24 protein-coding genes and 1 tRNA gene are annotated in these 21973 nt (G+C 63.3%); 13 read left to right on the plus strand and 12 right to left on the minus strand.

The features are described from left to right. The first annotated feature begins 6 nt into the window (after positions 1-6). The 8 genes from rpsP to DEM27_RS17190 all read left to right on the plus strand — a co-directional run bounded on the left by rpsP (position 7) and on the right by DEM27_RS17190 (position 6537). Positions 7-366 (plus strand): 30S ribosomal protein S16, encoded by a 360-nt coding sequence (gene rpsP, locus DEM27_RS17150; RefSeq protein ID WP_109459465.1) that lies wholly within the window; start codon positions 7-9, stop codon positions 364-366. Positions 367-486: 120 nt separating this feature from the next. Next, positions 487-1035, plus strand: a complete 549-nt coding sequence (gene rimM / locus DEM27_RS17155; RefSeq protein WP_109459466.1) for a ribosome maturation factor RimM — start codon at positions 487-489, stop codon at positions 1033-1035. After that, positions 1032-1748, plus strand: a complete 717-nt coding sequence (trmD, locus tag DEM27_RS17160) for a tRNA (guanosine(37)-N1)-methyltransferase TrmD (protein ID WP_109459467.1) — start codon at positions 1032-1034, stop codon at positions 1746-1748. Before rimM ends, trmD begins: the two co-directional genes overlap by 4 nt. Before the next feature lie 172 nt (positions 1749-1920). Beyond that, entirely contained in the window at positions 1921-2448 is a 528-nt protein-coding gene (rplS, locus tag DEM27_RS17165) for a 50S ribosomal protein L19 (RefSeq protein WP_109459468.1), read from the plus strand. 204 nt (positions 2449-2652) lie between these two features. Then, complete coding sequence (locus tag DEM27_RS17170) at positions 2653-3450, plus strand: basic amino acid ABC transporter substrate-binding protein (protein ID WP_109459469.1); 798 nt, start codon at positions 2653-2655, stop codon at positions 3448-3450. A gap of 37 nt (positions 3451-3487) precedes the next feature. Next, on the plus strand, positions 3488-4306 hold the full coding sequence (locus tag DEM27_RS17175; RefSeq protein WP_109459470.1) for an amino acid ABC transporter permease: 819 nt from the start codon (positions 3488-3490) through the stop codon (positions 4304-4306). A 283-nt stretch (positions 4307-4589) separates the two neighbouring features. Beyond that, on the plus strand, positions 4590-5999 hold the full coding sequence (gene leuC, locus DEM27_RS17185; RefSeq protein WP_109459472.1) for a 3-isopropylmalate dehydratase large subunit: 1410 nt from the start codon (positions 4590-4592) through the stop codon (positions 5997-5999). A gap of 16 nt (positions 6000-6015) precedes the next feature. Beyond that, a complete protein-coding gene (locus DEM27_RS17190; protein WP_109459473.1) occupies positions 6016-6537 on the plus strand; it encodes a SixA phosphatase family protein in 522 nt (173 codons plus the stop codon). A 212-nt stretch (positions 6538-6749) separates the two neighbouring features. Here DEM27_RS17190 and DEM27_RS17195 read toward each other — a convergent pair whose 3' ends face one another. Beyond that, positions 6750-7580 (minus strand): aldo/keto reductase, encoded by an 831-nt coding sequence (locus DEM27_RS17195; RefSeq protein ID WP_109459474.1) that lies wholly within the window; start codon positions 7578-7580, stop codon positions 6750-6752. Between the two features lie 119 nt (positions 7581-7699). Continuing rightward, the gene (locus tag DEM27_RS17200; RefSeq protein WP_109459475.1) at positions 7700-8245 is read right to left on the minus strand and encodes a L,D-transpeptidase family protein; all 546 of its coding nucleotides are present in this window, start codon (positions 8243-8245) and stop codon (positions 7700-7702) included. Between the two features lie 148 nt (positions 8246-8393). Between DEM27_RS17200 and DEM27_RS17205 the strand changes: the two genes are divergently transcribed. Together DEM27_RS17205 and DEM27_RS17210 are read left to right on the plus strand one after the other, a co-directional pair. Next, a complete protein-coding gene (locus tag DEM27_RS17205; protein ID WP_109459476.1) occupies positions 8394-9077 on the plus strand; it encodes a response regulator transcription factor in 684 nt (227 codons plus the stop codon). 17 nt (positions 9078-9094) lie between these two features. After that, positions 9095-9550: a cyclic nucleotide-binding domain-containing protein gene (locus tag DEM27_RS17210; RefSeq protein WP_109459477.1), complete on the plus strand. Its 456-nt coding sequence runs from the start codon at positions 9095-9097 to the stop codon at positions 9548-9550. A 25-nt stretch (positions 9551-9575) separates the two neighbouring features. Here the strand turns inward: DEM27_RS17210 and DEM27_RS17215 are convergent, their stop codons facing one another. From DEM27_RS17215 to tesB, 6 genes are all read right to left on the minus strand, one after another. Next, the gene (locus tag DEM27_RS17215) at positions 9576-10379 is read right to left on the minus strand and encodes an exodeoxyribonuclease III (protein WP_109459478.1); all 804 of its coding nucleotides are present in this window, start codon (positions 10377-10379) and stop codon (positions 9576-9578) included. Between the two features lie 112 nt (positions 10380-10491). Beyond that, positions 10492-11187 carry an outer membrane lipoprotein carrier protein LolA gene (locus DEM27_RS17220; protein ID WP_245445897.1) on the minus strand — a complete coding sequence of 232 codons (696 nt, stop codon included), beginning with the start codon at positions 11185-11187 and terminating at the stop codon, positions 10492-10494. An 83-nt stretch (positions 11188-11270) separates the two neighbouring features. Further along, a complete protein-coding gene (locus DEM27_RS17225; RefSeq protein ID WP_109459479.1) occupies positions 11271-13925 on the minus strand; it encodes an FtsK/SpoIIIE family DNA translocase in 2655 nt (884 codons plus the stop codon). Positions 13926-14186: 261 nt separating this feature from the next. After that, positions 14187-15551 (minus strand): ammonium transporter, encoded by a 1365-nt coding sequence (locus DEM27_RS17230; protein ID WP_109459480.1) that lies wholly within the window; start codon positions 15549-15551, stop codon positions 14187-14189. A gap of 26 nt (positions 15552-15577) precedes the next feature. Beyond that, positions 15578-15928 (minus strand): P-II family nitrogen regulator, encoded by a 351-nt coding sequence (locus DEM27_RS17235; RefSeq protein WP_165823466.1) that lies wholly within the window; start codon positions 15926-15928, stop codon positions 15578-15580. 219 nt (positions 15929-16147) lie between these two features. Next, positions 16148-17032, minus strand: coding sequence for an acyl-CoA thioesterase II (gene tesB / locus DEM27_RS17240; RefSeq protein ID WP_109459481.1), 885 nt, complete (start codon positions 17030-17032; stop codon positions 16148-16150). An 85-nt stretch (positions 17033-17117) separates the two neighbouring features. Between tesB and DEM27_RS17245 the strand changes: the two genes are divergently transcribed. Next, positions 17118-18332 (plus strand): ubiquinone biosynthesis hydroxylase, encoded by a 1215-nt coding sequence (locus tag DEM27_RS17245; RefSeq protein WP_109459482.1) that lies wholly within the window; start codon positions 17118-17120, stop codon positions 18330-18332. 7 nt (positions 18333-18339) lie between these two features. Here DEM27_RS17245 and DEM27_RS17250 read toward each other — a convergent pair whose 3' ends face one another. The 4 genes from DEM27_RS17250 to DEM27_RS17265 all read right to left on the minus strand — a co-directional run bounded on the left by DEM27_RS17250 (position 18340) and on the right by DEM27_RS17265 (position 20828). Then, entirely contained in the window at positions 18340-18528 is a 189-nt protein-coding gene (locus DEM27_RS17250) for a Trm112 family protein (protein WP_109459483.1), read from the minus strand. Continuing rightward, entirely contained in the window at positions 18528-19184 is a 657-nt protein-coding gene (locus DEM27_RS17255) for an LON peptidase substrate-binding domain-containing protein (protein ID WP_109459484.1), read from the minus strand. Before DEM27_RS17255 ends, DEM27_RS17250 begins: the two co-directional genes overlap by 1 nt. A 96-nt stretch (positions 19185-19280) precedes the next feature. Then, positions 19281-20246, minus strand: coding sequence for a thioredoxin (trxA, locus tag DEM27_RS17260; protein WP_109459485.1), 966 nt, complete (start codon positions 20244-20246; stop codon positions 19281-19283). Positions 20247-20318: 72 nt separating this feature from the next. Further along, positions 20319-20828, minus strand: a complete 510-nt coding sequence (locus DEM27_RS17265; RefSeq protein WP_109459566.1) for a prolyl-tRNA synthetase associated domain-containing protein — start codon at positions 20826-20828, stop codon at positions 20319-20321. A gap of 265 nt (positions 20829-21093) precedes the next feature. On the opposite strand from DEM27_RS17265, the gene DEM27_RS17270 reads away from it, so the two are divergent. Together DEM27_RS17270 and DEM27_RS17275 are read left to right on the plus strand one after the other, a co-directional pair. Continuing rightward, positions 21094-21168: transfer RNA gene (locus tag DEM27_RS17270), tRNA-Gly, on the plus strand. A 152-nt stretch (positions 21169-21320) separates the two neighbouring features. Next, entirely contained in the window at positions 21321-21971 is a 651-nt protein-coding gene (locus DEM27_RS17275; protein WP_109459486.1) for a thiamine diphosphokinase, read from the plus strand. Positions 21972-21973 lie beyond the last annotated feature (2 nt).

Genomic DNA, 21973 nt, shown 5'->3' on the forward strand with positions numbered 1-21973 from the left:
AATGACATGTCCCTGAAAATTCGCCTCGCCCGCGGTGGTTCCAAGAAGCGCCCTTACTACACCGTCGTCGTTGCCGACGCCCGTTCGCCGCGTGACGGCCGCTTCCTCGAAAAGCTCGGTTCCTGGAACCCGATGCTCGGCAAGGAAGACGCAAAGCGCGTCGAACTGAACGCCGACCGCATCAAGCACTGGCTCGACCAGGGCGCCCAGCCGACCGACCGCGTCCTGCGCTTCCTCAACGAAGCCGGCATTGCCAAGCGCGACGCGCGCAGCAACCCGGAAAAGGGCAAGCCGGGCAAGAAGGCCCAGGAACGCGCCGCCGAGAAGGCCCAGAAGGCCGCCGACGCCGCTGCTGCCGCAGAATAATCGGCTTACCATCATTATCGAAAGCGGGCGGCGTGAACTCATGCCGCCCGTTTTCGTTTCCAATTTTGCAAACTTCGACATAATAGAGCCCGACGCTTGGAAAAAACCGGATCCAGCCGCATGAGCAAGTTAGAGAATCCCATCCTGATGGCGACGGTCGGCGCGGCGCAGGGGCTGCGCGGCGAAGTGCGCGTCAAGGCCTTCAGCGCCGATCCCATGGCGCTCGGCGATTACGGCAACCTGCACAGCCTCGACGGCCGGACCTTTGAAGTCCTCGATATCCGCGAGGGCAAGAACGTCGTCATCGTCCGCTTCCGCGGCGTCAACGACCGCAACGCCGCCGAAGCCCTCAACGGCCTGGAACTCTACGTCGAACGCGACAACCTGCCTGACGACGAGCTCGACGACGACGAATTCTTCTATGCCGACCTCGAAGGCCTCGAAGCCGTTGACAGCGACGGCAAGAGTTACGGCACCGTCAGCGCCATCTACGATTTCGGCGCCGGCGACCTCTTGGAACTCAAAGGACCGGGCCGCCGGCCGGTGCTCATTCCCTTCTCGGAAAAGGCGGTGCTCGACATCGATCTCGAAGGCGGCACGATCCTCATCGACCCCTTGGCCGCCGGGCTGATCGACAGCCCCGACAATCTTCCCGGCTCCGATCAATGATCGTCGATGGCAGGTCGTTCCGGGCGACGGTGCTGACGCTCTATCCGGAAATGTTTCCGGGCCATCTTGGCACGTCGCTGTCCGGCCGCGCCATGGAGCGCGGACAATGGTCGCTCGATACCGTGCAGATCCGCGATTTTGCCACCGACCGCCACCGCACTGTCGACGATACGCCGGCCGGCGGCGGCGCCGGCATGGTGCTGAAACCGGACGTGCTCGCCCGCGCCATCGACCATGTCGGCGAGGGCCGCCCCCGGCTGCTGATGAGCCCGCGCGGAAAACCGCTGACCCAGGCCCGCGTGCGCGAACTCGCCGCCGGCGACGGCGTGGTGATCGTCTGCGGCCGCTTCGAGGGCGTCGATCAGCGAGTGATCGAGGCGCGCAGCCTCGAGGAAGTGTCGATCGGCGACTACATCCTCTCCGGCGGCGAGCCGGCGGCGCTGATCGTGCTCGACGCCGTCGTCCGCATCCTGCCGGGCGTCATGGGCAACGACCTGTCCGGCCTGCACGAAAGTTTTGAAGACGGGCTGCTGGAGCATCCGCACTATACAAGGCCGCAGGTCTTCGAAGGCCGGGAAATCCCCGCCGTGCTGACCTCCGGCAACCACGGCGCCATCGACAAGTGGCGCAAGGCGGAGGCCCTGAAGCTGACGGCCGAGCGCCGGCCGGACCTCCTGGCGAAAATGGCGACAAAATCGACGTCACAGGGGTGACATATCGGGAATCTTCCTGTATACGCCCGCTCGGAATTCGGGCTTTGTCCGTCGACCGCCAATCAAAGAATGGCGAATCCGCTCCAGCCTTCGCCGGCTTACTCCCGAGGTTTTGACCGGAGGACAATCGAGAGCGCTCTGGCTGTTTCAGAAAAATGCAAAGGTTAGACCCATGAACATCATTCAGCAGCTGGAAGCCGAACAGGCCGCCAAGATCGCCGCACAGCGCACCCTTCCGGAATTCTCGCCAGGCGACACGCTTCGTGTCAACGTCCGCGTCAAGGAAGGCAACCGCACCCGCGTACAGGCTTACGAAGGTGTCTGCATCGCCCGTTCGGGCGGCGGCATCAACGAGAGCTTCACGGTTCGCAAGATCTCCTACGGCGAAGGCGTCGAGCGCGTTTTCCCGATCTACACGCCGATGATCGAAAGCGTCGAAGTCGTTCGCCGCGGTAAGGTCCGTCGCGCCAAGCTCTATTACCTGCGCGACCGTCGCGGCAAGTCTGCCCGTATCGTTGAAGACACCGGCGTTCGCGCCCGCAAGCTCAACGACGCCGAGCGCGCCGCAGCCGCCCAGGAAAAGGCCCGCATCGAAGCCGAGAAGGTTGCAGCAGCCCAGGCTCTCGCCGCCGAAAAGGCAGCAGCCGAAGCCGCCGCTGCAGCGGAAGCAGCAGCTGCTGCCGAGGCAAAGGGCGAGTAAGTTTTCCCATCCGGGACTATACGAAAGGCGGTCCTCGGGCCGCCTTTTTTGTTGCCTGTAGCTGGCGAAAGGAAAAATCTTCCGGGAAGGCCCGGTATCCGGCGACAACGCTTGTCATTTTTGCCGTAAAGGCAATCGCCTTGGTCTTGCCATCGGCTTTGAAACTGTGACACTTTCCGCACGCCACAAAATCGGGAGAATTCCATGTCGTCCAGACGCTCGTTCCTTGCCGGGCTGACCGCCCTCGCCCTCATGCCGTTTGCCGCCGCTGCAGCCGACCTGCCGGATCTCGGCGGCCGTACCGTGGTGGTGGTGACGGAAAATGCCTATCCGCCGCTGCAGTTCGTCGATCCGAAGAGCGGCGAGGCCAAGGGCTGGGAATACGACGCGATGAACGAGATCGCCAAGCGCCTGAACGTCAAGGTCGAGTACCAGAACACCTCCTGGGACGCGATGATCCAGGCGGTGTCCGACGACCAGTACAACATCGGCATGACCGGCATCACCATCAAGGACGAACGCAAGGAGAAGGTGGATTTCTCCGATCCCTACATGCGGTCCGAGCAGTTCATGCTGGTGCGCGGCGACGAAAGCCGCTTCACGGATGCGAAGAGCTTCGGCGAGTTCAAGGACGGCCTGATCGGCGCCCAGCCGGGCACCTCGCCCTTCTATACCGCGGTCTACAACATCCTTGACGGCAACGAGCAGAACCCGCGCATCAAGCTGTTCGAGACCTTCGGCGCCACGGTGCAGGCCCTCAAGGCCGGCGACGTCGACGTCGTCCTGACCGACAGCGTCGCCGCTCAGGGCTATGTCGATGCCTCCAATGGCGGCCTCAAGGTCGTCGGAGGCCCGCTCGGCAGCGAGGATTTCGGCTTCATCTTCCCGAAGGGCTCCGATCTCGTGGCGCCGGTCAACGCCGCCATCGCGGCGCTGAAGGCCGACGGCACGATCGATGCCCTCAACAAGAAGTGGTTCCTCGACTACAAGATGGGCGAATGAGCGCCCTCATGCCGGCCATGATGAAAACTGACCACTGATGGGCTTCCAGACTTTGCCCAGGGGCGGCAAGGGCGACTATCCCTGGTGGCTGGTCGCCCTTTGTGTGTCGGCGGTGGTGCTTGCCGCCGTCATCTTTTTCAACGGCATCTACGCCCAGGTGTTCCTGACCGTGGCAAACGGCATCGGCGTGACGATCTTCGTCACGCTCGTCGCCTTCTGCCTTGCCACCCTGCTCGGCCTCGGCATCGCGCTTCTCGGCCTTTCCGACAGCAATGCGCTGCGCCAGATCTCCCGCTTCTACATCGAGGTGATCCGCGGCATACCGATGCTGGTGCTGCTCTTCTACATCGCCTTCGTCGGCGCCCCAGGCTTTGTTGCCGCCTATAACTGGCTGATCACGCCGCTCACCCGCGCCGGGCTTGCCGAACCGCTGCTGGTGCGCGACTTCTCGCTGATGTGGCGAGCGATCATGGCCCTGACGATCGGCTATTCCGCTTTCATCGCCGAGATCTTCCGCGCCGGCATCCAGTCGGTGGACAAGGGCCAGATCGAGGCGTCGAAGGCGCTCGGCCTGTCGCGTGTCCAGCGCTTCCGCCTTGTCGTCTTTCCGCAGGCGATCCGGGTGATCTTCCCGCCGCTCTCCAACGATTTCGTCGCCATGGTGAAGGATTCGTCGCTCGTGTCCGTGCTCGGCGTCGCCGACATCACCCAGATGGGCAAGGTCTACGCCTCCGGTTCCTTCCGCTTTTTCGAGACCTATTCCATCGTCGCCTACATCTATCTCATCCTGACGATCGGCCTGTCGCTGATGCTGCGGTCGTTCGAAAAGAGGATGCGGCGAAAGACCGAGAGATGAACCGACGGCGGGGCCGGATCTTGTGACGGCCAGATGACGCCGGCACTGGAAATCCGTTGCCGAAAGCCCGAAAAATTGCTAGAAGCGCGGCCATGGGATCGAAATTCGGATGTCTCGCGCCTTTTGTTTACGTGCTGCAGGATCACAAGCGCCTGCCGGCCCGTTTCTTTGCGCGCGTTTCCGGGGCGCTCAACAGCCGCCTTGCTTGAACGCTGAAGCGTCAAGCATCCGGCAGTCGCCGACTGCCAAATCCCTATACCCCTATATCGAGTGGATATGAGCCATGAGCGCACCCCGCACCCTTTATGACAAGATCTGGGACGACCACGTCGTCAACCAGCAGGAAGACGGCACCTGTCTTCTCTATATCGATCGCCACCTGGTTCACGAAGTGACCAGCCCGCAGGCGTTCGAAGGCCTGCGCATGGCCGGCCGCAAGGTCCGCCATCCGGAAAAGACGCTTGCCGTCGTCGACCACAACGTGCCGACCTCGCCCGACCGCAAGCTGGGCATCAAGAATGAGGAAAGCCGCATCCAAGTCGAGGCGCTCGCCAGGAATGCCGCGGATTTCGGCGTCGAATATTACTCCGAAAACGACGTCCGCCAGGGCATCGTCCACATCGTCGGACCGGAACAGGGCTTTACCCTGCCGGGCATGACCATCGTCTGCGGTGACAGCCATACCTCGACGCACGGCGCCTTCGGCGCGCTGGCACATGGCATCGGCACCTCCGAAGTCGAACACGTTCTGGCGACGCAGACGCTGATCCAGAAGAAGGCGAAGAACATGCTGGTGCGCGTCGACAACCAGCTGCCGCCGGGCGTCACCGCCAAGGACATCATCCTCGCCATCATCGGCGAGATCGGCACTGCCGGCGGCACCGGCTACGTTATCGAATTCGCCGGCGAGGCGATCCGTTCGCTGTCGATGGAAGGCCGCATGACGATCTGCAACATGACGATCGAAGGCGGCGCCCGCGCCGGCCTGATCGCGCCGGACCAGACGACCTTCGATTACGTCAAGGACAAGCCGCGCGCCCCGAAGGGCAAGGCCATGGAGATGGCGCTCGACTACTGGAAGACGCTGCACACCGACGAAGGCGCCCATTTCGACCGCGTCGTCGTGCTCGACGCCGCCAACCTGCCGCCGATCGTCTCCTGGGGTTCCTCGCCGGAAGACGTCATATCGGTCCAGGGCGCCGTTCCGAACCCCGACGAGATCCAGGACGAGAACAAGCGGGCCTCCAAGTGGCGCGCCCTCGATTACATGGGCCTGAAGCCGGGCACCAAGATCACCGACATCGCCGTCGACCGCGTCTTCATCGGCTCCTGCACCAACGGCCGCATCGAGGACCTGCGCGCCGTCGCCAAGGTCGTCGACGGCAAGACGGTCGCCTCGACCGTTTCCGCCATGATCGTCCCGGGCTCCGGCCTGGTGAAGGAACAGGCGGAAGCCGAAGGCCTCGACAAGATCTTCAAGGCCGCCGGTTTCGACTGGCGCGAGCCGGGCTGCTCGATGTGCCTGGCCATGAACGACGACCGCCTGAAACCGGGCGAGCGGTGCGCCTCCACCTCCAACCGCAACTTCGAAGGCCGCCAGGGTTTCAAGGGCCGCACGCACCTCGTCTCCCCGGCCATGGCCGCGGCGGCGGCGATCGCCGGCCACTTCATCGATATCCGCGAGTGGAACTGATACGGGGCCGCCGCACATGAACCATGGGCGGCGGCTTCTTCTCCTGCGGCATGCAAAGTCCGCCTGGCCGGAAGGCGTGGCGGACAAGGAACGGCCGCTGGCGCCGCGCGGCGAAAAGGCGGCGCCCGTGATGGGCGCCTACCTCGCCCGCGAACGATTGAATGCTGACCTGGCGCTCGTTTCGCCGGCGCGCCGGACGCAGGAAAGCTGGACATTGCTGCGCCGAGCGTGGCCAAAAGCGCCCGGCAGGCGCGATATCGACGATCTCTACGAGACCTCTGCAGAAACCGTGCTTGCCGTCATCAGGACGCTGGAGGCGGATCGCCGCTCGGTGCTGATCCTCGGCCACAATCCCGGCCTGGAAGATCTTGCCCGGCTACTGATCGGCGCGGGCCAAACGGACGATCGCCTGCGGCTGGAAACGAAATTCCCCACCTGCGGCCTGGCCGTCATCGATTTCAAGGTGAAAAGCTGGGCGAAGCTGGCGCCGGGCAGCGGAACGCTGGAACGGTTCGTGATGCCGAAGATGCTGGGCTGATTGGCAGAGGTTGGTAAACTCAGCGCGGCTTCATGTGGGCTGAAAACGTCTTGCTTGCCCTTTCTCCCCCGCGGAGAGAAGGCCCCGGCAGGGGATGAGGGGGCGCCACAAGGGAAAAGTTTTCGTGTCTCGCCCCCTCATCCGACCCTTCGGGCCACCTTCTCCCCGCCGGGGAGAAGGAGAAGCAGAGCCATGAACCGGCGGCCTCGATATCAGAACGTCGCCGTCTTCGGGTCCGGCCCGATGCGGGCGCCGGCGTTGTCGAGCGCGGCGATGGCGGCGATGTCATCGGCATCCAGCTTGAAATCGAAGACCTGGAAATTCTCGACGATACGGCTCGGCGTGATCGACTTCGGGATAACGACGAAACCGCTGTCGATGTGCCAGCGAATGATCACCTGCGCCGGCGTGCGGCCGTGTTTGGCGGCAATTGCGCCGATCGTGGCATTGTCGAGCAGCTTGCCCTGGCCGAGCGGGCTCCACGACTGGGTGGCGATGTTGAGCTTCTTGTGCGCGTCCTGCGCCGCCTTCTGCTGGAAATCCGGATGCAGTTCGATCTGGTTGATGACAGGCACCACACCGGTTTCCTGCACCAGCCGGTCGATATGCTCCGGATAGAAATTGGAGACGCCGATGGAGCGGGCGCGGCCCTCTTCCTTGAGCCGCAGGAATGCCTTCCACGTATCGACGTAGCGGTCGCGCTTCGGCGCCGGCCAGTGAATGAGGTAGAGGTCGACATAGTCGGTGCCGAGCCGCTTCAGGCTCTTGTCGAACGCCTTCAGGGTGGAATCGAAACCCTGTTCGTCGTTCCAGAGCTTGGTGGTCAGGAAGAGATCCTTGCGGTCGATGCCGGACGAGCGGATGCCTTCGCCGACGCCCTCCTCGTTTTCGTAGATCGCAGCGGTATCGACATGACGGTAGCCGGCATCGATGGCCGCCTTCACCGTCGGCGCGGCGATGTCGTTGGGCGTCTGCCAGACACCGAGGCCGACCTGCGGGATGGAGTGGCCGTCATGGAAGGTGATGATGGGAGTGTGGGTCACACTGTGCCTCCGGGAGATTGAAGCGTGATGAAATGAAGATATCCGGCCGGGGTCGCCAGGTGCGACCGGGTGCCGGACGGTTCATATAGGCGCGCCCTCGGCAATTATCACCCCTTCGATTAAAAAACCTGCAGGACCGACCCCTTGCGCAGGAAAGGCAGCAGCCGGCGCATGTCGCGAAGCTGCAGCGCGACGCAGCCGGCGGTCGGCTCGTAGCCCGGCCTGCTGAGGTGGAAAAAGATCGCCGAGCCGCGAGCGCGCCGCCGCGAGCGGATGTTCCAGTCGAGGACGATGCAGATGTCGTAGAGATCGTCCTGGCGTGCCAGCTCTTCATGGCTCTGCTTGAACGGCGCCTTGACCGGCCGGTTATAGGCCGGGTGGCCGGAAGCGTCGCACCAGAGCATGTCTTTGCGGATCGGCCGCATCGGCAGGGCGGTGGAAAGGCCGCGCACCCGGTCCGGCCGCCAGAAGCCGGAAAGCAGCTTCATCGCCGCAATCGGCGTCGCCCCGTCGCCCTCGCGCTTGAAGGCCGTCCGCCCCGAACGGCCGATCGCGGCCTTAAGCGTCAGCCCGCCGACCGAAACGATGGCCTGTTGGCGGCTGCCCGGTTTCTGGCGAACGCAGATGATCGGTCGGGAACGGGCGGACGGGCTTGTCTTTCGCATGCGATCTCACAAGTATTTGCTTTGCGCGTGATATGGTTTGAAATCATAGCACTTTGATCAGGACAACACAGGCTCCGCTCCGCCACAGTCTTGCCAAAACAACAATTTGGCGTAGGAGTGAAGAGGCAAAACGAAAGGCAGCCAACGCATGACAGCCCGGACGATTCTTCTCGTTGACGACGACGACGACCTGCGCGAGACGCTCGTCGAACAATTGTCGCTCTACGAGGAATTCTCCATCCTCCAGGAACCGAGTGCCACCAGGGGCATGCAAACGGCCCGCAGCAGCACGGTCGACCTGCTGATCATGGATGTCGGACTGCCCGACATGGACGGTCGCGAGGCGGTGAAACTGCTGCGCAAGGGCGGCTTCAAACCGCCGATCATCATGCTGACCGGCCACGACACCGATTCCGACACCATTCTGGGCCTGGAAGCCGGCGCCAACGACTATGTGACGAAACCCTTCCGTTTCGCCGTTCTGCTGGCGCGCATCCGCGCCCAGTTGCGCCAGCACGAGCAGAGCGAGGACGCCACCTTCACCGTCGGCCCCTATCTCTTCAAGCCGAGCCAGAAACTGCTGACGACGGAAGACGGCCAGAAGATCCGCCTGACCGAGAAGGAAGCGGCGATCATCCGCTATCTCTACCGCGCCGATCAGAAGGTGGTGACCCGCGACGTGCTGCTCGAAGAGGTCTGGGGCTACAATTCCGGCGTCACGACACACACGCTCGAAACGCATGTCTACCGCCTGCGCCAGAAGATCGAGCGCGATCCGTCCAACGCCGAAATCCTGGTCACCGAAAACGGCGGCTACAAGATCATACCTTAAACGGGGACTTCGAACGCATGGGCCTTCAGGACGATATCCGCATCTTGTCGACGGTGCCGCTGTTTGCCGGCATGAACGACGACCAGATGCGGCTGGTGGCCTTCGGCGCCGAGCGCCGGCATCTCTCCGCCGGGCAGACGCTGTTCCGCGAGAAGGCGCCGGCCGAATGCGCCTATATCGTCGCGGAAGGCCGGATCGAACTGATGGCGAACGGCCGCGACGGCAAGCCGGTGCTGAAAGAGACCGTCGGCCCCGGCATGCTGCTTTCCGAACTGGCGCTGATGACGCTGGTGGAACGGAAATACACCGCGGTGGCCCAAGGCGACGCCGAGGTGCTGCGCATCACCCGCGCCCTCTTCCAGCGGCTGATGGAGGAATATCCCGTCGTCGCCGTACGGGCCGAGGCGCGACTGCGCGACAACATCGCCGGCATGATCGACGACATCGCCGCGCTGGAGCGCTTTTTCGCCTGAGCCTTCCCAAGGCCCAACTCTTTCTTCAAAGATCGAAATGCGCCGTCACCGGCACGTGGTCGGACGGCCGTTCCCAGCCGCGGGCTTCCTTGAAGATATCGACGCGCTGCAGGTGCGGGCCGAGATCGGGCGACGACCAGATGTGGTCGAGCCGCCGGCCGCGATCGGCGGCTTCCCAGTCCTTGGCGCGGTAGCTCCACCATGTATAGAGCTTTTCGGTATCCGGCACCTTGTGGCGCATCAGGTCGAGCCAGCCGCCGCGCTTCATCACCTCGAGCAGACCCTCGGTTTCGACCGGCGTGTGGCTGACGATCTTCAAAAGCTGCTTGTGCGACCAGACGTCGTTTTCCAAGGGCGCAATATTGAGGTCGCCGACGAGGATCGCCGAAGTATTGGCTTCGCCCGCCGCCTTCAGCCGCTTCATCTCCTCGACGAAATCGAGCTTGTGGCCGAATTTCGGGTTGATGGTGCGGTCGGGCTCGTCGCCGCCGGCGGGAACATAAAAATTGTGCAGGCGGATGCGCCGGCCGCCACGCTCGAAGATCGCCGATATGTGGCGGGCGTCACCGACGCCGCAATAATCCTGGCGGTGATCTTCCACCAGCGGCAGGCGCGAGGCAATCGCCACGCCGTGATAGCCCTTCTGTCCGTGGATGACGATGTGATCGTAACCCATCGCCCGGAGCGGCGCAGCCGGAAACAGGTCGTTGGGGACCTTGGTTTCCTGCAGGCAGAGGATATCGGGCCGGTGCTTCAGGACGAACTGCTCGACGATCGGCATGCGCAGCCGCACGGAATTGATGTTCCAGGTGGTGATCGAAAATGCCATGGACGCCCTCTCTGCTCTGATCGGGGCGGTTTAGCAATTTTCCGGCCGCAAAACAGCAAAAAAGGCCGTCACCGACATGACAGCCCTTTTCGCAATGCCGGTAAAGAGCCGTTTAACGATTGTCCTTCTTCTGGATCGCATCGTAGGGCACGGCAAAGACGCTCGCATCGAATTTTACGCCGGTCTTCACATTGAAGATCATCACCGAGGTGTCCTTGGCCTGGGCATCGGTGATCGTCCATTGGCGCAGCTCGAAACTCTTCGGATCGAACATCATCGTGATGGTGGAATCGCCAAAGATCGTCCGGTCGCCGAGCACGATGGTGATCAGGTCCGGTTCTTCCTTGACGTTGCGCACCATCTTGGCCGAAAGGTCGATGCGCTCGCTGAGCAGCAGGCTGAGCGGTGTCTTCGAAAGCGGATAGATATCCCAGGTGTTCAGCTTGCTGTTGCCGATGACGACGTTGCGGCCGTCGGAAATCACCCGCATCGGCGAAGGCGCATCATAGTTGAAGCGCAGCTTGCCGGGACGCTCGATGAAAAACTTGCCGCCGGTCTGCTCGCCGCGCGGGCCGAACTGCACGAACTCGCCCTGCATGGTCTTGACCGACGAAAAATGGTCGGCGATCTGCTGGGCGGCACTGGCCGATGCCGCCGCCTGGGCGAAGGCCGGCGCGGGGGCGAGGCCGGCCGCGACCGCCGCCGCGAGCAGTCCGGCACCGACGATCCGCCGCCGTGTCATGCCGTCGAACGAACCGTTGTTGCCGCGCTTGTCCGATACAGTGTCTGTCATTTCAATCTCCTTCATACGCGCTTCCATGACGACCAAACGCGGCGCCTTCATGACGCCGCGCGGGCTTTCGTCACAGGGCGAACGGCCGTCCCAGCGGATCAGCGTTCGATGATATCTGCCGCGGTCGGCACCAGGATCTCGCGCTTGCCGGCATGGTTGGCGGGACCGATCAGGCCTTCCTTCTCCATGCGCTCGATCAGCGAGGCCGCCCGGTTGTAGCCGATACCGAGGCGCCGCTGGATGTAGGAGGTCGAGACCTTGCCATCCTGCAGCACGACCGCCACCGCCTGGTCGTACGGATCGTCCGAATCCGAAAGGTTCGCCGTGCCGGTCGGGCCGCCGCTGCTGCTGCCGTCTTCGCCGTCATCTTCGGTAATCGCATCGAGATATTGGGGAGACCCTTGGGTTTTCAAGTAGGCGACGATCTCCTCGACCTCGACGTCGGAGACAAAGGGGCCGTGGACGCGCTGGATGCGGCCGCCACCGGCCATGTAGAGCATGTCGCCCATGCCGAGCAGCTGTTCGGCGCCCTGCTCTCCGAGGATCGTGCGGCTGTCGATCTTCGACGTCACCTGGAAGGAGATGCGTGTCGGAAAGTTGGCCTTGATCGTGCCGGTGATGACGTCGACGGAGGGCCGCTGCGTCGCCATGATGACGTGGATGCCGGCGGCACGCGCCATCTGGGCAAGGCGCTGCACCGCGCCTTCGATGTCCTTGCCGGCAACCATCATCAGGTCGGCCATTTCGTCGATGATCACGACGATGTACGGCATCGGCTGCAGGTCGAATTCTTCCGTCTCGTAGAGCGCTTCGCCGGTTTCCCGGTCGAAGCCGATCTGCACCGTGCGGCTGATCGCCTCGCCCTTGGCAAGCGCCTGCTCGACGCGGCTGTTGAAGCCGTCGATGTTGCGCACGCCGATCTTCGACATCTTCTTGTAGCGCTCCTCCATCTCGCGCACCGTCCATTTCAGCGCCACGACGGCCTTCTTCGGATCGGTGACGACGGGAGAGAGAAGATGCGGAATGCCGTCGTAGACGGACAGTTCGAGCATCTTCGGATCGATCATGATCAGGCGGCACTGCTCCGGGGTCATGCGGTAGAGCAAGGACAGGATCATGGTGTTGATCGCGACCGACTTGCCCGAACCCGTGGTACCGGCGACCAGCAGGTGCGGCATCTTGGCGAGGTCGGCGACGACGGGTTCGCCGCCGATCGTCTTGCCGAGCGCCATGGCGAGCTTGGCCTTGGTGCCGCCGAAATCGCGGTTGGCGATCAGTTCGCGCAGGTAGACCATTTCGCGCGTCTGGTTCGGCAGCTCGATGCCGATGGCGTTGCGGCCGGGAACCACGGCGACACGGGCGGCGATGGCGCTCATCGAGCGGGCGATGTCGTCGGCCAGGCCGATGACGCGCGACGACTTGATGCCCGGCGCCGGCTCCAGTTCGTAGAGCGTCACCACCGGACCGGGACGGACATGGATGATCTCGCCCTTGACGCCGAAATCCTCCAGCACGCCTTCGAGCATGCGGGCATTCTGCTCCAGCGCCTCCGAACTCAGCGTCGAATCGCGCACGACGCTTTTCGGCTCGGCGAGCAGGTTCACGGGCGGCAACTCGAAAGCGCCCGGAGCGGCATTGCGCGGCCGGCTGTCGGCAAATGCCGTCGGCTTCGGCCTTTGCAGCGGCACCGAGACGCGGCCCTGCCGGCCCTGGCCGGCGGCGGGGCTGCGCGCCTGCGGTGCGGCCCAGCTGTCGTCGTCCTCGTCGTCGGGCAGGATGCCGGCCGGACGTGGCGCATCGAAGGCGTCGTCATCTTCGTCGTAAAAATTCTCGTCGTCATGGGCGATCGGCGGCGCGGCGACGGAACGGCGGGCGGACGGCTCCATCGTCGGCTCAAGGCGCTCACCGCCACGCAACGGCGGCGTCTTGGCGCGCACCGGTTCGTTGAGCGTGCCGAATTCGTCCTCGTTGAAATCGTAGGGTTCCTCGTAATGGCTGTCACGCCGCCCGACAAAACCGAAAAGCCGCCGGAAGCGCGCCTGCGCCGTGTAGCGCATATGGGTCAGCGCCCCGCGCAACGCCACGAAGCCGGGATAATATTCGTCTTCCTCTTCCTCGTCGCGAATGCTGCGCGCCTTGCTGGGGGTCGCCGGCACGTCTTCTTCGTAACGCTCCGGCACTTCGCGGCCGACGAGGCCGGAGGCGAAAAGCATAAGCCAGGCGGTCGGGATGGCGAAAACGATGCCGAGGACGGTCGCGAAGGTGCCGGTGGGATAGGCGCCGACGAACAATGCCGGAAAGCGCAGGATCATGTCGCCGATGACGCCGCCGATGCCGTTGGGGATCGGCCAGGTGAGCGGTGCCGGAAAGCAGCCGACCACGGCGGAGCAGACGATGGCGCCGCACAGCCAGGCGGCAATACGGGCGGGAATGCGGTTGATGGTGCGGCCGCTGACCATCGCCAGCGACCAGGCCAGCACCGGCAGCAGCGAGATGACGCTCGACAGGCCGAGGAACTGCATCATCAGATCGGCGAAGGCAGCGCCGCTATGGCCAAGGATATTCGTCGGCGCATTGCTGGTGGCGTAGGAAAAGCTCGGGTCGGAAACATTCCAGGTCGCCAGCGCCGCAACCGCAAGCGCCAGGCAGAGGAAAAGCCCGAGGCCGGCGAGCGCCAGTGCCTGCCGCCATACGAATGTCGTGAGCGTGAAGCGATGGCGCCCATCCATCGCTGCCGAAGTGCTTCTGCCCATATCTGCGGTCCGTCCATGCTCTTTCGGTGGCGCGAATCGACGGCCACAGGGACCGGACTCGCATTATTCCAGCACAGCCTAGGCAGATGACGGTTAAAGTCGCATTAACCATCCAGCCGTTGAAGGCGGTTAACGGCAGATAAATCCGCGGCGACAAAAAAAGCCTGAACCTTGAGGGGTCCGGGCCAAAAGCGGTCTATTTGCATAGGCCGCGACGGGATGTTCAGCGGCGCCTGCTGTCCCCCGGCGCCGCAAACTTTCTTAATTGTGGTAGGCAGCTTCACCATGCGAGGCGAGGTCGAGACCTTCGCGCTCGGCTTCCACCGGCACGCGCAGGCCGACGATGACGTCGACGATCTTGTAGAGGATCGCGGACACGACGGCGCACCAGACGATGGTGATGACGACGGCGACGATCTGGGTCCAGGTCTGCGAGGCGATGGAGAAATCCGCCGCGCCGGTTCCGCCAAGCGCCGGAGCCGTCAGGATGCCGGTGCCGACGGCGCCGATGATGCCGCCGATGCCGTGGACGCCAAAGACGTCAGCCGTATCGTCGTAACCGAACTTGTTCTTGACCGTGGAGACGAAGAAGTAGCAGACCGGCGACGCGATCAGGCCGAGAACGATCGAGCCGATCGGACCGATGGAGCCGGCAGCCGGCGTGACGGCGACGAGACCGGCAATCATGCCCGAGGCGGCGCCCAGCATCGAGGCCTTGCCGCGAGCGAAGGTTTCGACGAGTGCCCACGCCACGATGGCGCCGGCCGTCGCCAGGAAGGTATTGATGGTGGCGAGAACCGCGCCGCCGCTCGCTTCGAGGTTGGAGCCGGCGTTGAAACCGAACCAGCCGAACCACAGCATCGCGGCGCCGACCAGCGTCAGCGTCATGGAGTGCGGGGCCATCATGTCCTTGCCGAAGCCGGTGCGCTTGCCGACCATGATCGCGCCGACCAGGCCGGCAACGCCGGCATTGATGTGAACGACCGTGCCGCCGGCGAAGTCGAGTGCGCCCATGTTGAAGATCAGGCCGCTGCCGTCCCAGACCATGTGGGCGATCGGGAAATAGACGAACGTTGCCCAGAGGATGGTAAACAGCACGGCGGCCGAGAACTTGATGCGCTCCGCGAAGGCGCCGATCATCAGCGCCGGGGTGATCGCGGCGAAGGTCATCTGGAAGGCGATGAACGTGTATTCGTAAATCACGACGCCGTCGGTGAAGGTGGCGGAGGTGCTGTTACCGGTCACGCCCGACAGGAAGAGTTTGCTGAAGCCGCCGAAATAGGCGCTGGTCGAACCGCCGAAGGCGAAGGAGTAGCCGTAGACCACCCAGACGATCATCATCGTCGCGCCGATGACCGTGCACTGCATCAGCACCGACAGCATGTTCTTGGCGCGCACGAGGCCGCCATAGAACAGCGCCAGACCGGGAATAAGCATGAACAGGACGAGAATGGTCGCCAGATACATGAAGGCGGTATCGGCCTTGTCCGGAACCGGTGCGACAGCGGCGACGGCTTCAGTCGCAGCCGGCGCGGTCTCCTGCCCGAAGGCGACGACCGGCGCCAGGAGCAGCGCGCTGGCGGCTGCCATGCGGCTCGACAGCGGGGAAAGCTTGGAAAAAGACATCTGAAAAAACTCCCTGATCAGCCGGATTACAGCGCTTCGGAATCGGTTTCGCCGGTACGGATGCGCACGGCATGGTCAATCGCGTAGACAAAGATCTTGCCGTCACCGATCTGGCCGGTCTTGGCGGCAGCGGCGATCGCCTCGACGGCCTTTTCGGCGAGTTCGGAAGCCACGGCGATCTCGATCTTCAGTTTCGGCAGGAAGCTGACGGCATATTCCGTGCCGCGATAGATTTCCGTGTGCCCCTTCTGCCGCCCGTAGCCTTTGACTTCGGTGACGGTCAGGCCCTGGATGCCGATCGCCGTGAGGGCTTCACGCACCTCATCCAGCTTGAACGGCTTGATGATGGCCATCACAATTTTCATTTGGTATCCCATCCTCTTGATTTTTACCTCGGCGCTGAGCCGACTCTCCTTGCCGCTGGCAAGAACAATCAAGCAGCGACTGGCCCACACCATTCAAGGCGCGTGCCAGATTCGCTGGACGGGTTTAAGTTATTGAAAAGTAAAAGCTATAATTTCAACAGCCAAGAAACGGGCAACTGGCCGGCTTTTGAATGCGCAAAATTTATGCAACATCAATAAAATGAGTAATTTTTATTCATTTGCCTTTTTCCGAATCAAACCTTCCTGCGCCACCGAGGCCACCAGCAGGCCGGAGCGGGAAAACAGGCTGCCGCGCGTCATGCCGCGGGCGCCTGATGCGCTCGGGCTGTCCTGAGTGTAGAGCAGCCAGTCGTCGAGCGGAAAGGGACGGTGGAACCACATGGCATGGTCGAGGCTGGCGACCTGCAGCGTCTGGTCGAAGATCGACGTGCCGTGGGCATAAAGCGAGGTATCGAGCAGCGTCATGTCGGAGAGGTAGGCGAGGATCGCCGCCTGCAGCCTTCGGTCGGCCGGCACCGGGCCGGTGGTGCGCACCCAGACATCCTGGCGCGGCGGCAGCTTTTCCGCCGAAACGTAATGGGTGAGGGCGGTCGGGCGGATCTCGATGGCCCGCCGGCGCGTCCAGTAACGGCGGATCGGCTCCGAAGCATGCGCCAAAAACTCGCTCGTGACGCGCTCCTCGTCCAGCAGTTCTTCCGGCTGCGGCACCGCAGGAATGCCGATCTGATGATCAAATCCCGGCTCTTCCAGCTGGAAGGAGGCCGACATGGAAAAGATCGGCTTGCCGTGCTGGATCGCCACCGTGCGCCGCGTGGTGAAGCTGGCGCCGTCACGCATGCGCTCGACCTGGTAGAGGATCGGCACCGAGGGATCGCCGGGTCGCATGAAATAGGCGTGCAGCGAATGCACGAACCGGTCCGCATCGACGCAGCGCTGCGCCGCCATCAGCGCCTGGGCGATGACCTGGCCGCCGAACACCCGCTGCCAGTCGGTCTGCGGGCTCTGGCCGCGATAGAGGTTCTCCTCGATCTTTTCGAGATCGAGGAGGTCGAGAAGCTGCTCCATCGGGGAAAGGGAGTTTTCGGGTCGCGACATTTTGAACAAACTCCGGCGGTAGGAAGGGACCGACACATCCTCTATAGTCGGGCCTTCGGATACTCAAGCAACTAGGGAGCGGACAATGATCGATATGCTGGTGGTGGGTGGCGGTTATGTCGGCCTTTCGCTTGCGGTTGCCGTCAAGCAGGCCGCCCCGCACCTTGCCGTCGAGGTGCTGGAGGCCGCACCCGAAGACGCCTGGCGCAACGACGGCCGCGCCTCGGCGATCATCGCCGCCGCCTCGCAACTGCTCGGCATCCTCGGCGTCTGGCAGGATATCGAACCCGAAGCCCAGCCGATCACCCGCATGGTCGTCACCGATTCGCGCACCGGCGATCCCGTGCGCCCGGTGTTCCTGACCTTTGCCGGCGAGGTGACGGAGGGCAAACCCTTTGCCCACATGATCCCCAACCTCGCCCTCGTCGGCGCCCTGCGCCAGGCCTGCGAACGTCTCGGCGTAACGATCCGCCACCGCACGACGGCATCCGGTTTCTCGGCCGGCAGCACCCATGTCGACGTCACCCTGGCGGACGGCTCGCCCTTGCAGGCGCGCCTGCTGGTCGCCTGCGACGGCGTGCGCTCGAAACTGCGCGACATGGCCGGTATCAAGACGGTGCGCTGGGACTACGGCCAGTCCGGCATCGTCACCACGGTCGAGCACGAACGGCCGCATGACGGCTGCGCCGAAGAACATTTCCTGCCCGCCGGCCCCTTCGCCATCCTGCCGTTGAAGAACAACCGCTCCTCGCTGGTCTGGACCGAACGCACCGCCGATGCCGACCGCCTGGTGCGCGCCGACGATCTCGTCTTCGAGGAAGAACTGGAGCGCCGCTTTGGCCACAAGCTCGGCCGCCTTGCCGTCGTCGGCGACCGGCGCGCCTTCCCGCTCGGCCTGACACTGGCGCGCGATTTCGTCGCGCCGCGTTTTGCGCTTGCGGGTGACGCGGCCCATGGCATCCACCCGATTTCCGGGCAAGGGCTCAATCTCGGCTTCAAGGATGTGGCGGCACTGGCGGAAACCATCGTCGAAGCCGACCGCCTCGGCCTCGATATCGGCTCGCTGACGATCCTGGAGCGCTACCAGACCTGGCGCCGCTTCGACACGTTCCGCATGGGCGTCACCACCGATGTGCTCAACCGGCTGTTTTCCAACGATATCGGCCCGCTGCGGCTGATGCGCGATTTCGGCCTCGGCCTAGTGGAGCGCATGCCGAAACTCAAGGATTATTTCATCGGCGAGGCGGCCGGACTGACGGCGAAAAACAATCCGCGCCTTTTGGCGGGGCAGCCGATTTGAACGGCGGTCAATCCTCCAGCCGACGGGCTTCCGACACCAGCATGATCGGGATCCCGTCGCGGATAGGATAAGCGAGCCTGGCGCGCTCCGAAACGAGTTCGTTCGTGTCGCGATCGAAGGAAAGGCGCCCCTTGGTCAGCGGGCAGACGAGCAGTTCCAAGAGCCGCGGATCGACCTTGCTGAGCTTTTCATCCATCACTGCAGGACCGTGTCGGAATCGTCGCCGCCGGCGATGACGATTTCGGTGATGGCGATCAGTGTTTCCGCTCGTGTCTTCAGGTCGGGCGCCTCGAGCAGCGCCTGCTTTTCCGCCGGCCCGAAGGGCGACATCATCGACACCGAATTGACCAGCGTCATGTTGCTTGCCCGCTCGACGCTGTCCCAGTCGGCTTCCAGCTTGTTGGCATCGAGATAGGCGCGGAACGCCGCCAAAAGCGCCTGGCGGTCGATGCTGCTGTCCTCGTTCGCCATGGTGAGATCGGCGATGAACGGCGCAATGCGGAAAGTGCGGTAGGGCTTGTGGCTTGCCACCTCCTCGATCAGCCGGTAACGGCAGATGCCGGTAAGCGAGGTGATATAGCGCCCGTCGCCGGTCTCGGCGATGGAGGTAATGCGGCCGAGGCAGCCGACCTGGCAGAATTCCGAATGGATCTGCTCGGAATAGGACGGCTGCACCATGCCGATCAGCCGGTTGTGGGCAAGCGCATCGTCGAACATCATCAGGTAGCGCGGCTCAAAGACATTCAGCGGCAACTGTCCGCCCGGCAGCAGCAGCGCCCCGGACAGCGGAAAGATCGGGATTGTTTCCGGCAGATCACCCTGTTTCAGATATCTGGCGTTTCCCGCTTGCATCAGAGCACGTCCCGTCTGTTTTTATGCCGGCTCCTTCGTCCGTGATCCGGCGTCCGCACCTTAATTTGGTGCGTTCGCCGGAAAACACAAGATGTTTTACGAAAACAGGATCGAGGAGAGCTTGCGCCGCGCCGCAATCGTCGCCGGATCTTTTACGCCCCAGACATCGAAGAACTGCAGCAACTGGCGGCGGGCGCCATCGTCGTCGAAAGCGCGGTCGCGGCGCATGATGAACAGCAGATGGTCTGCCGCCTCGTCGCGCTTGCCTTCGACGTTGAGGATCTTGGCAAGCTTCATTCGTGCTTCGTGATGTTCCGGATTGAGTGCCAGCTCGTGCTCGATGGCGACGGGATCGCCGAGCTTGCGCGCTTCCTCGATCTGGTCGAGCTTTTTCACCACCGCCTGGATCGCCGCATCCTTGGCGATGTCCTCGGGCAGGCTGCTGACCAATTCGCGCGCCTGTCCGTGCTCGCCGCCGGCAATCAGGCTTTCGGCGAGGCCGGCCAGCGCCCGGACGTTTTCACCATCGGCCTGCAGCACGGCACCGTAAAGCTGGGAGGCCGCCTCGAAATCACCGGCGGCGGCAAGGCCGTCGGCCTCGTCGAGCACGGCGGCGATCTCGACGGCCGGATCGTCAGCGGCGGGTCCGGCGATGCGATCGATGAACTGGCGGATCTGGCTGTCCGGCACCGTGCCCATGAAACCGTCTACCGGACGGCCGTTGACGAAGGCGATCACCGCCGGAATCGACTGGATGCCGAGCTGGCCGGGAATGGACGGATGATCGTCGATGTTCAGCTTGACCAGCTTGACGCGGCCGCGCGCCTCGTCGACCACCTTTTCCAGCACCGGCGTCAGTTGCTTGCACGGGCCGCACCAGGGCGCCCAGAAATCGACGAGAACCGGCTGGCGACGCGATTCTTCCAGCACGTCCTTGGAGAAGGCAGCCGTCGTAGTGTCCTTGATGTGGCCGCCCGCCGCCGGCGCGCCGCCGAGATCGACGGACGCCGACATCTGGCTGCCGAAGGAACCGCCATAAGGATTGTTGTTCACGCCGCTCATCAAATCTCTCCCGCCATCATCGGCCTGTCCGGCCGTTTTCACTGGTCATCGCCTGCCGGCTTAAATCGTATGTCAGGCCGTGACTTTCAAGACAAGCGGCCTGTGGCCCGTCGCTTCCATAAAGCGGATCAGATCGTCGCGCGCAATCGATGTCGTGGCATCGTTGGACAGCGGATGGCAGTTGATGATGTCGTGTTCCATCAGGTCCGCATCGAGCACGAAGGTGACGTTGTGGCCGGTATCGTTGATGGCGCCGAAGGCCGTGACGGAGCCGGGCTGCACACCCAGATATTCCATCAGCTTTTCCGGCTTGCCGAACGAAACCTTGCTGGCGCCGCCGATCAGCGTATGCACCGTCTTCAGGTCGACGGCGGCATTTTCCTCGACGGTCAGCAGGAAGAACTGGTCCTTCTTGTCCTTGACGAACAGGTTCTTGGTGTGGCCGCCGGGAATTTCGTCCCGCAACGACACCGATTCGGCAACGGTATAGACCGGGGGGTGATCCTTGGTGGCATGCTTTATGCCCAGTTCGTCGAGAAACCGGAAAAGCTCGTCGCGCGTCTTTGGTGCCGTCTCTGTCATGTCCATTCCCATGGGTCGAAATCGATGCGCCGGAGGCCCGGCCGCCTCTGATACGATCCGCGGACCGCTTTTGCAATCGTTGATGTCCAATCAAAACCCAGCATTTCCAGGCCTTTTGCCGCCCAAAATCCGCTGGCCGAAATTTTTCTCGAAGAAATCGTCATTTCCCTGTTGCATTTGAAAATCGTTTGGGCGATATAGCGCCCGTCGCCGGCAACGAGCGACCCACGGTCCAGCTAACTACCACAGACCGATGGAATGATGAGCGGGTGTAGCTCAGTGGTAGAGCACAACCTTGCCAAGGTTGGGGTCGAGGGTTCGAATCCCTTCGCCCGCTCCAATTTCTCCCAGACACATCGAAATTAAAAATCGGCCTTGTGGCTGCCCTTGGCCGCAATTTCGTCGTTCGTGAAACAACATGGCCGTGACTGCGTCCCGCCATCGCGGGAAAGCCTTTCCCTTTGATGCCACTTTGCGTTATGGGCAGTGCCCATGAACCATGAAACATTTGCGATCCTGCTCGGTGGCGCGCTGACGCCGAACGATCGGCTGAAGACGGCTCTCTCCGGTGCCCGCTTCATTGCCGCCGACGGCGGCATGCGGCATGCGGCGGCCCTCGGCGTCGAGCCCGAACTCTGGGTCGGCGATTTCGATTCGACCTCGCAGCAGCTTCTCGACACCTGGCCGAACGTGCCGCGCCAGCCCTACCCGGCCGCCAAGACCGAGACCGACGGCGAGATCGCCGTTTCCGAGGCGCTGGAGCGCGGCGCCGGCCGCATCATCCTGGCCGGGGCGCTTGGCGGCGACCGCAGCGACCACGCGCTGCAGCATTATCTTTCCGCCATCGGCCTGGCGCAAACCGGCAAGGACGTGCTCCTGACCTCGGGCGACGAGGAAGCCGTGCCGCTGCTGCCCGGCGAAAAGACGCTCGACCTGCCGGCCGGCTCGCTGTTTTCCGTGCTCGGCTTTACCGAACTCGATGGATTGTCGCTTGAAAACGTTCGGTATCCGCTGGAGCGCTTCCATTTGCCCTTCGGCTCGTCACGAACCATATCCAACGTCGCGAACGGTCCGGTGACCTTTACCCTTCACGCCGGCAAGGCCCTGATCCTTGCCCGTCCCTTCGATTTCAGCGGAGCCTGACC

Origin of the sequence: Rhizobium album (assembly GCF_003122325.1) — a bacterium.
GTDB lineage: Bacteria > Pseudomonadota > Alphaproteobacteria > Rhizobiales > Rhizobiaceae > Metarhizobium > Metarhizobium album.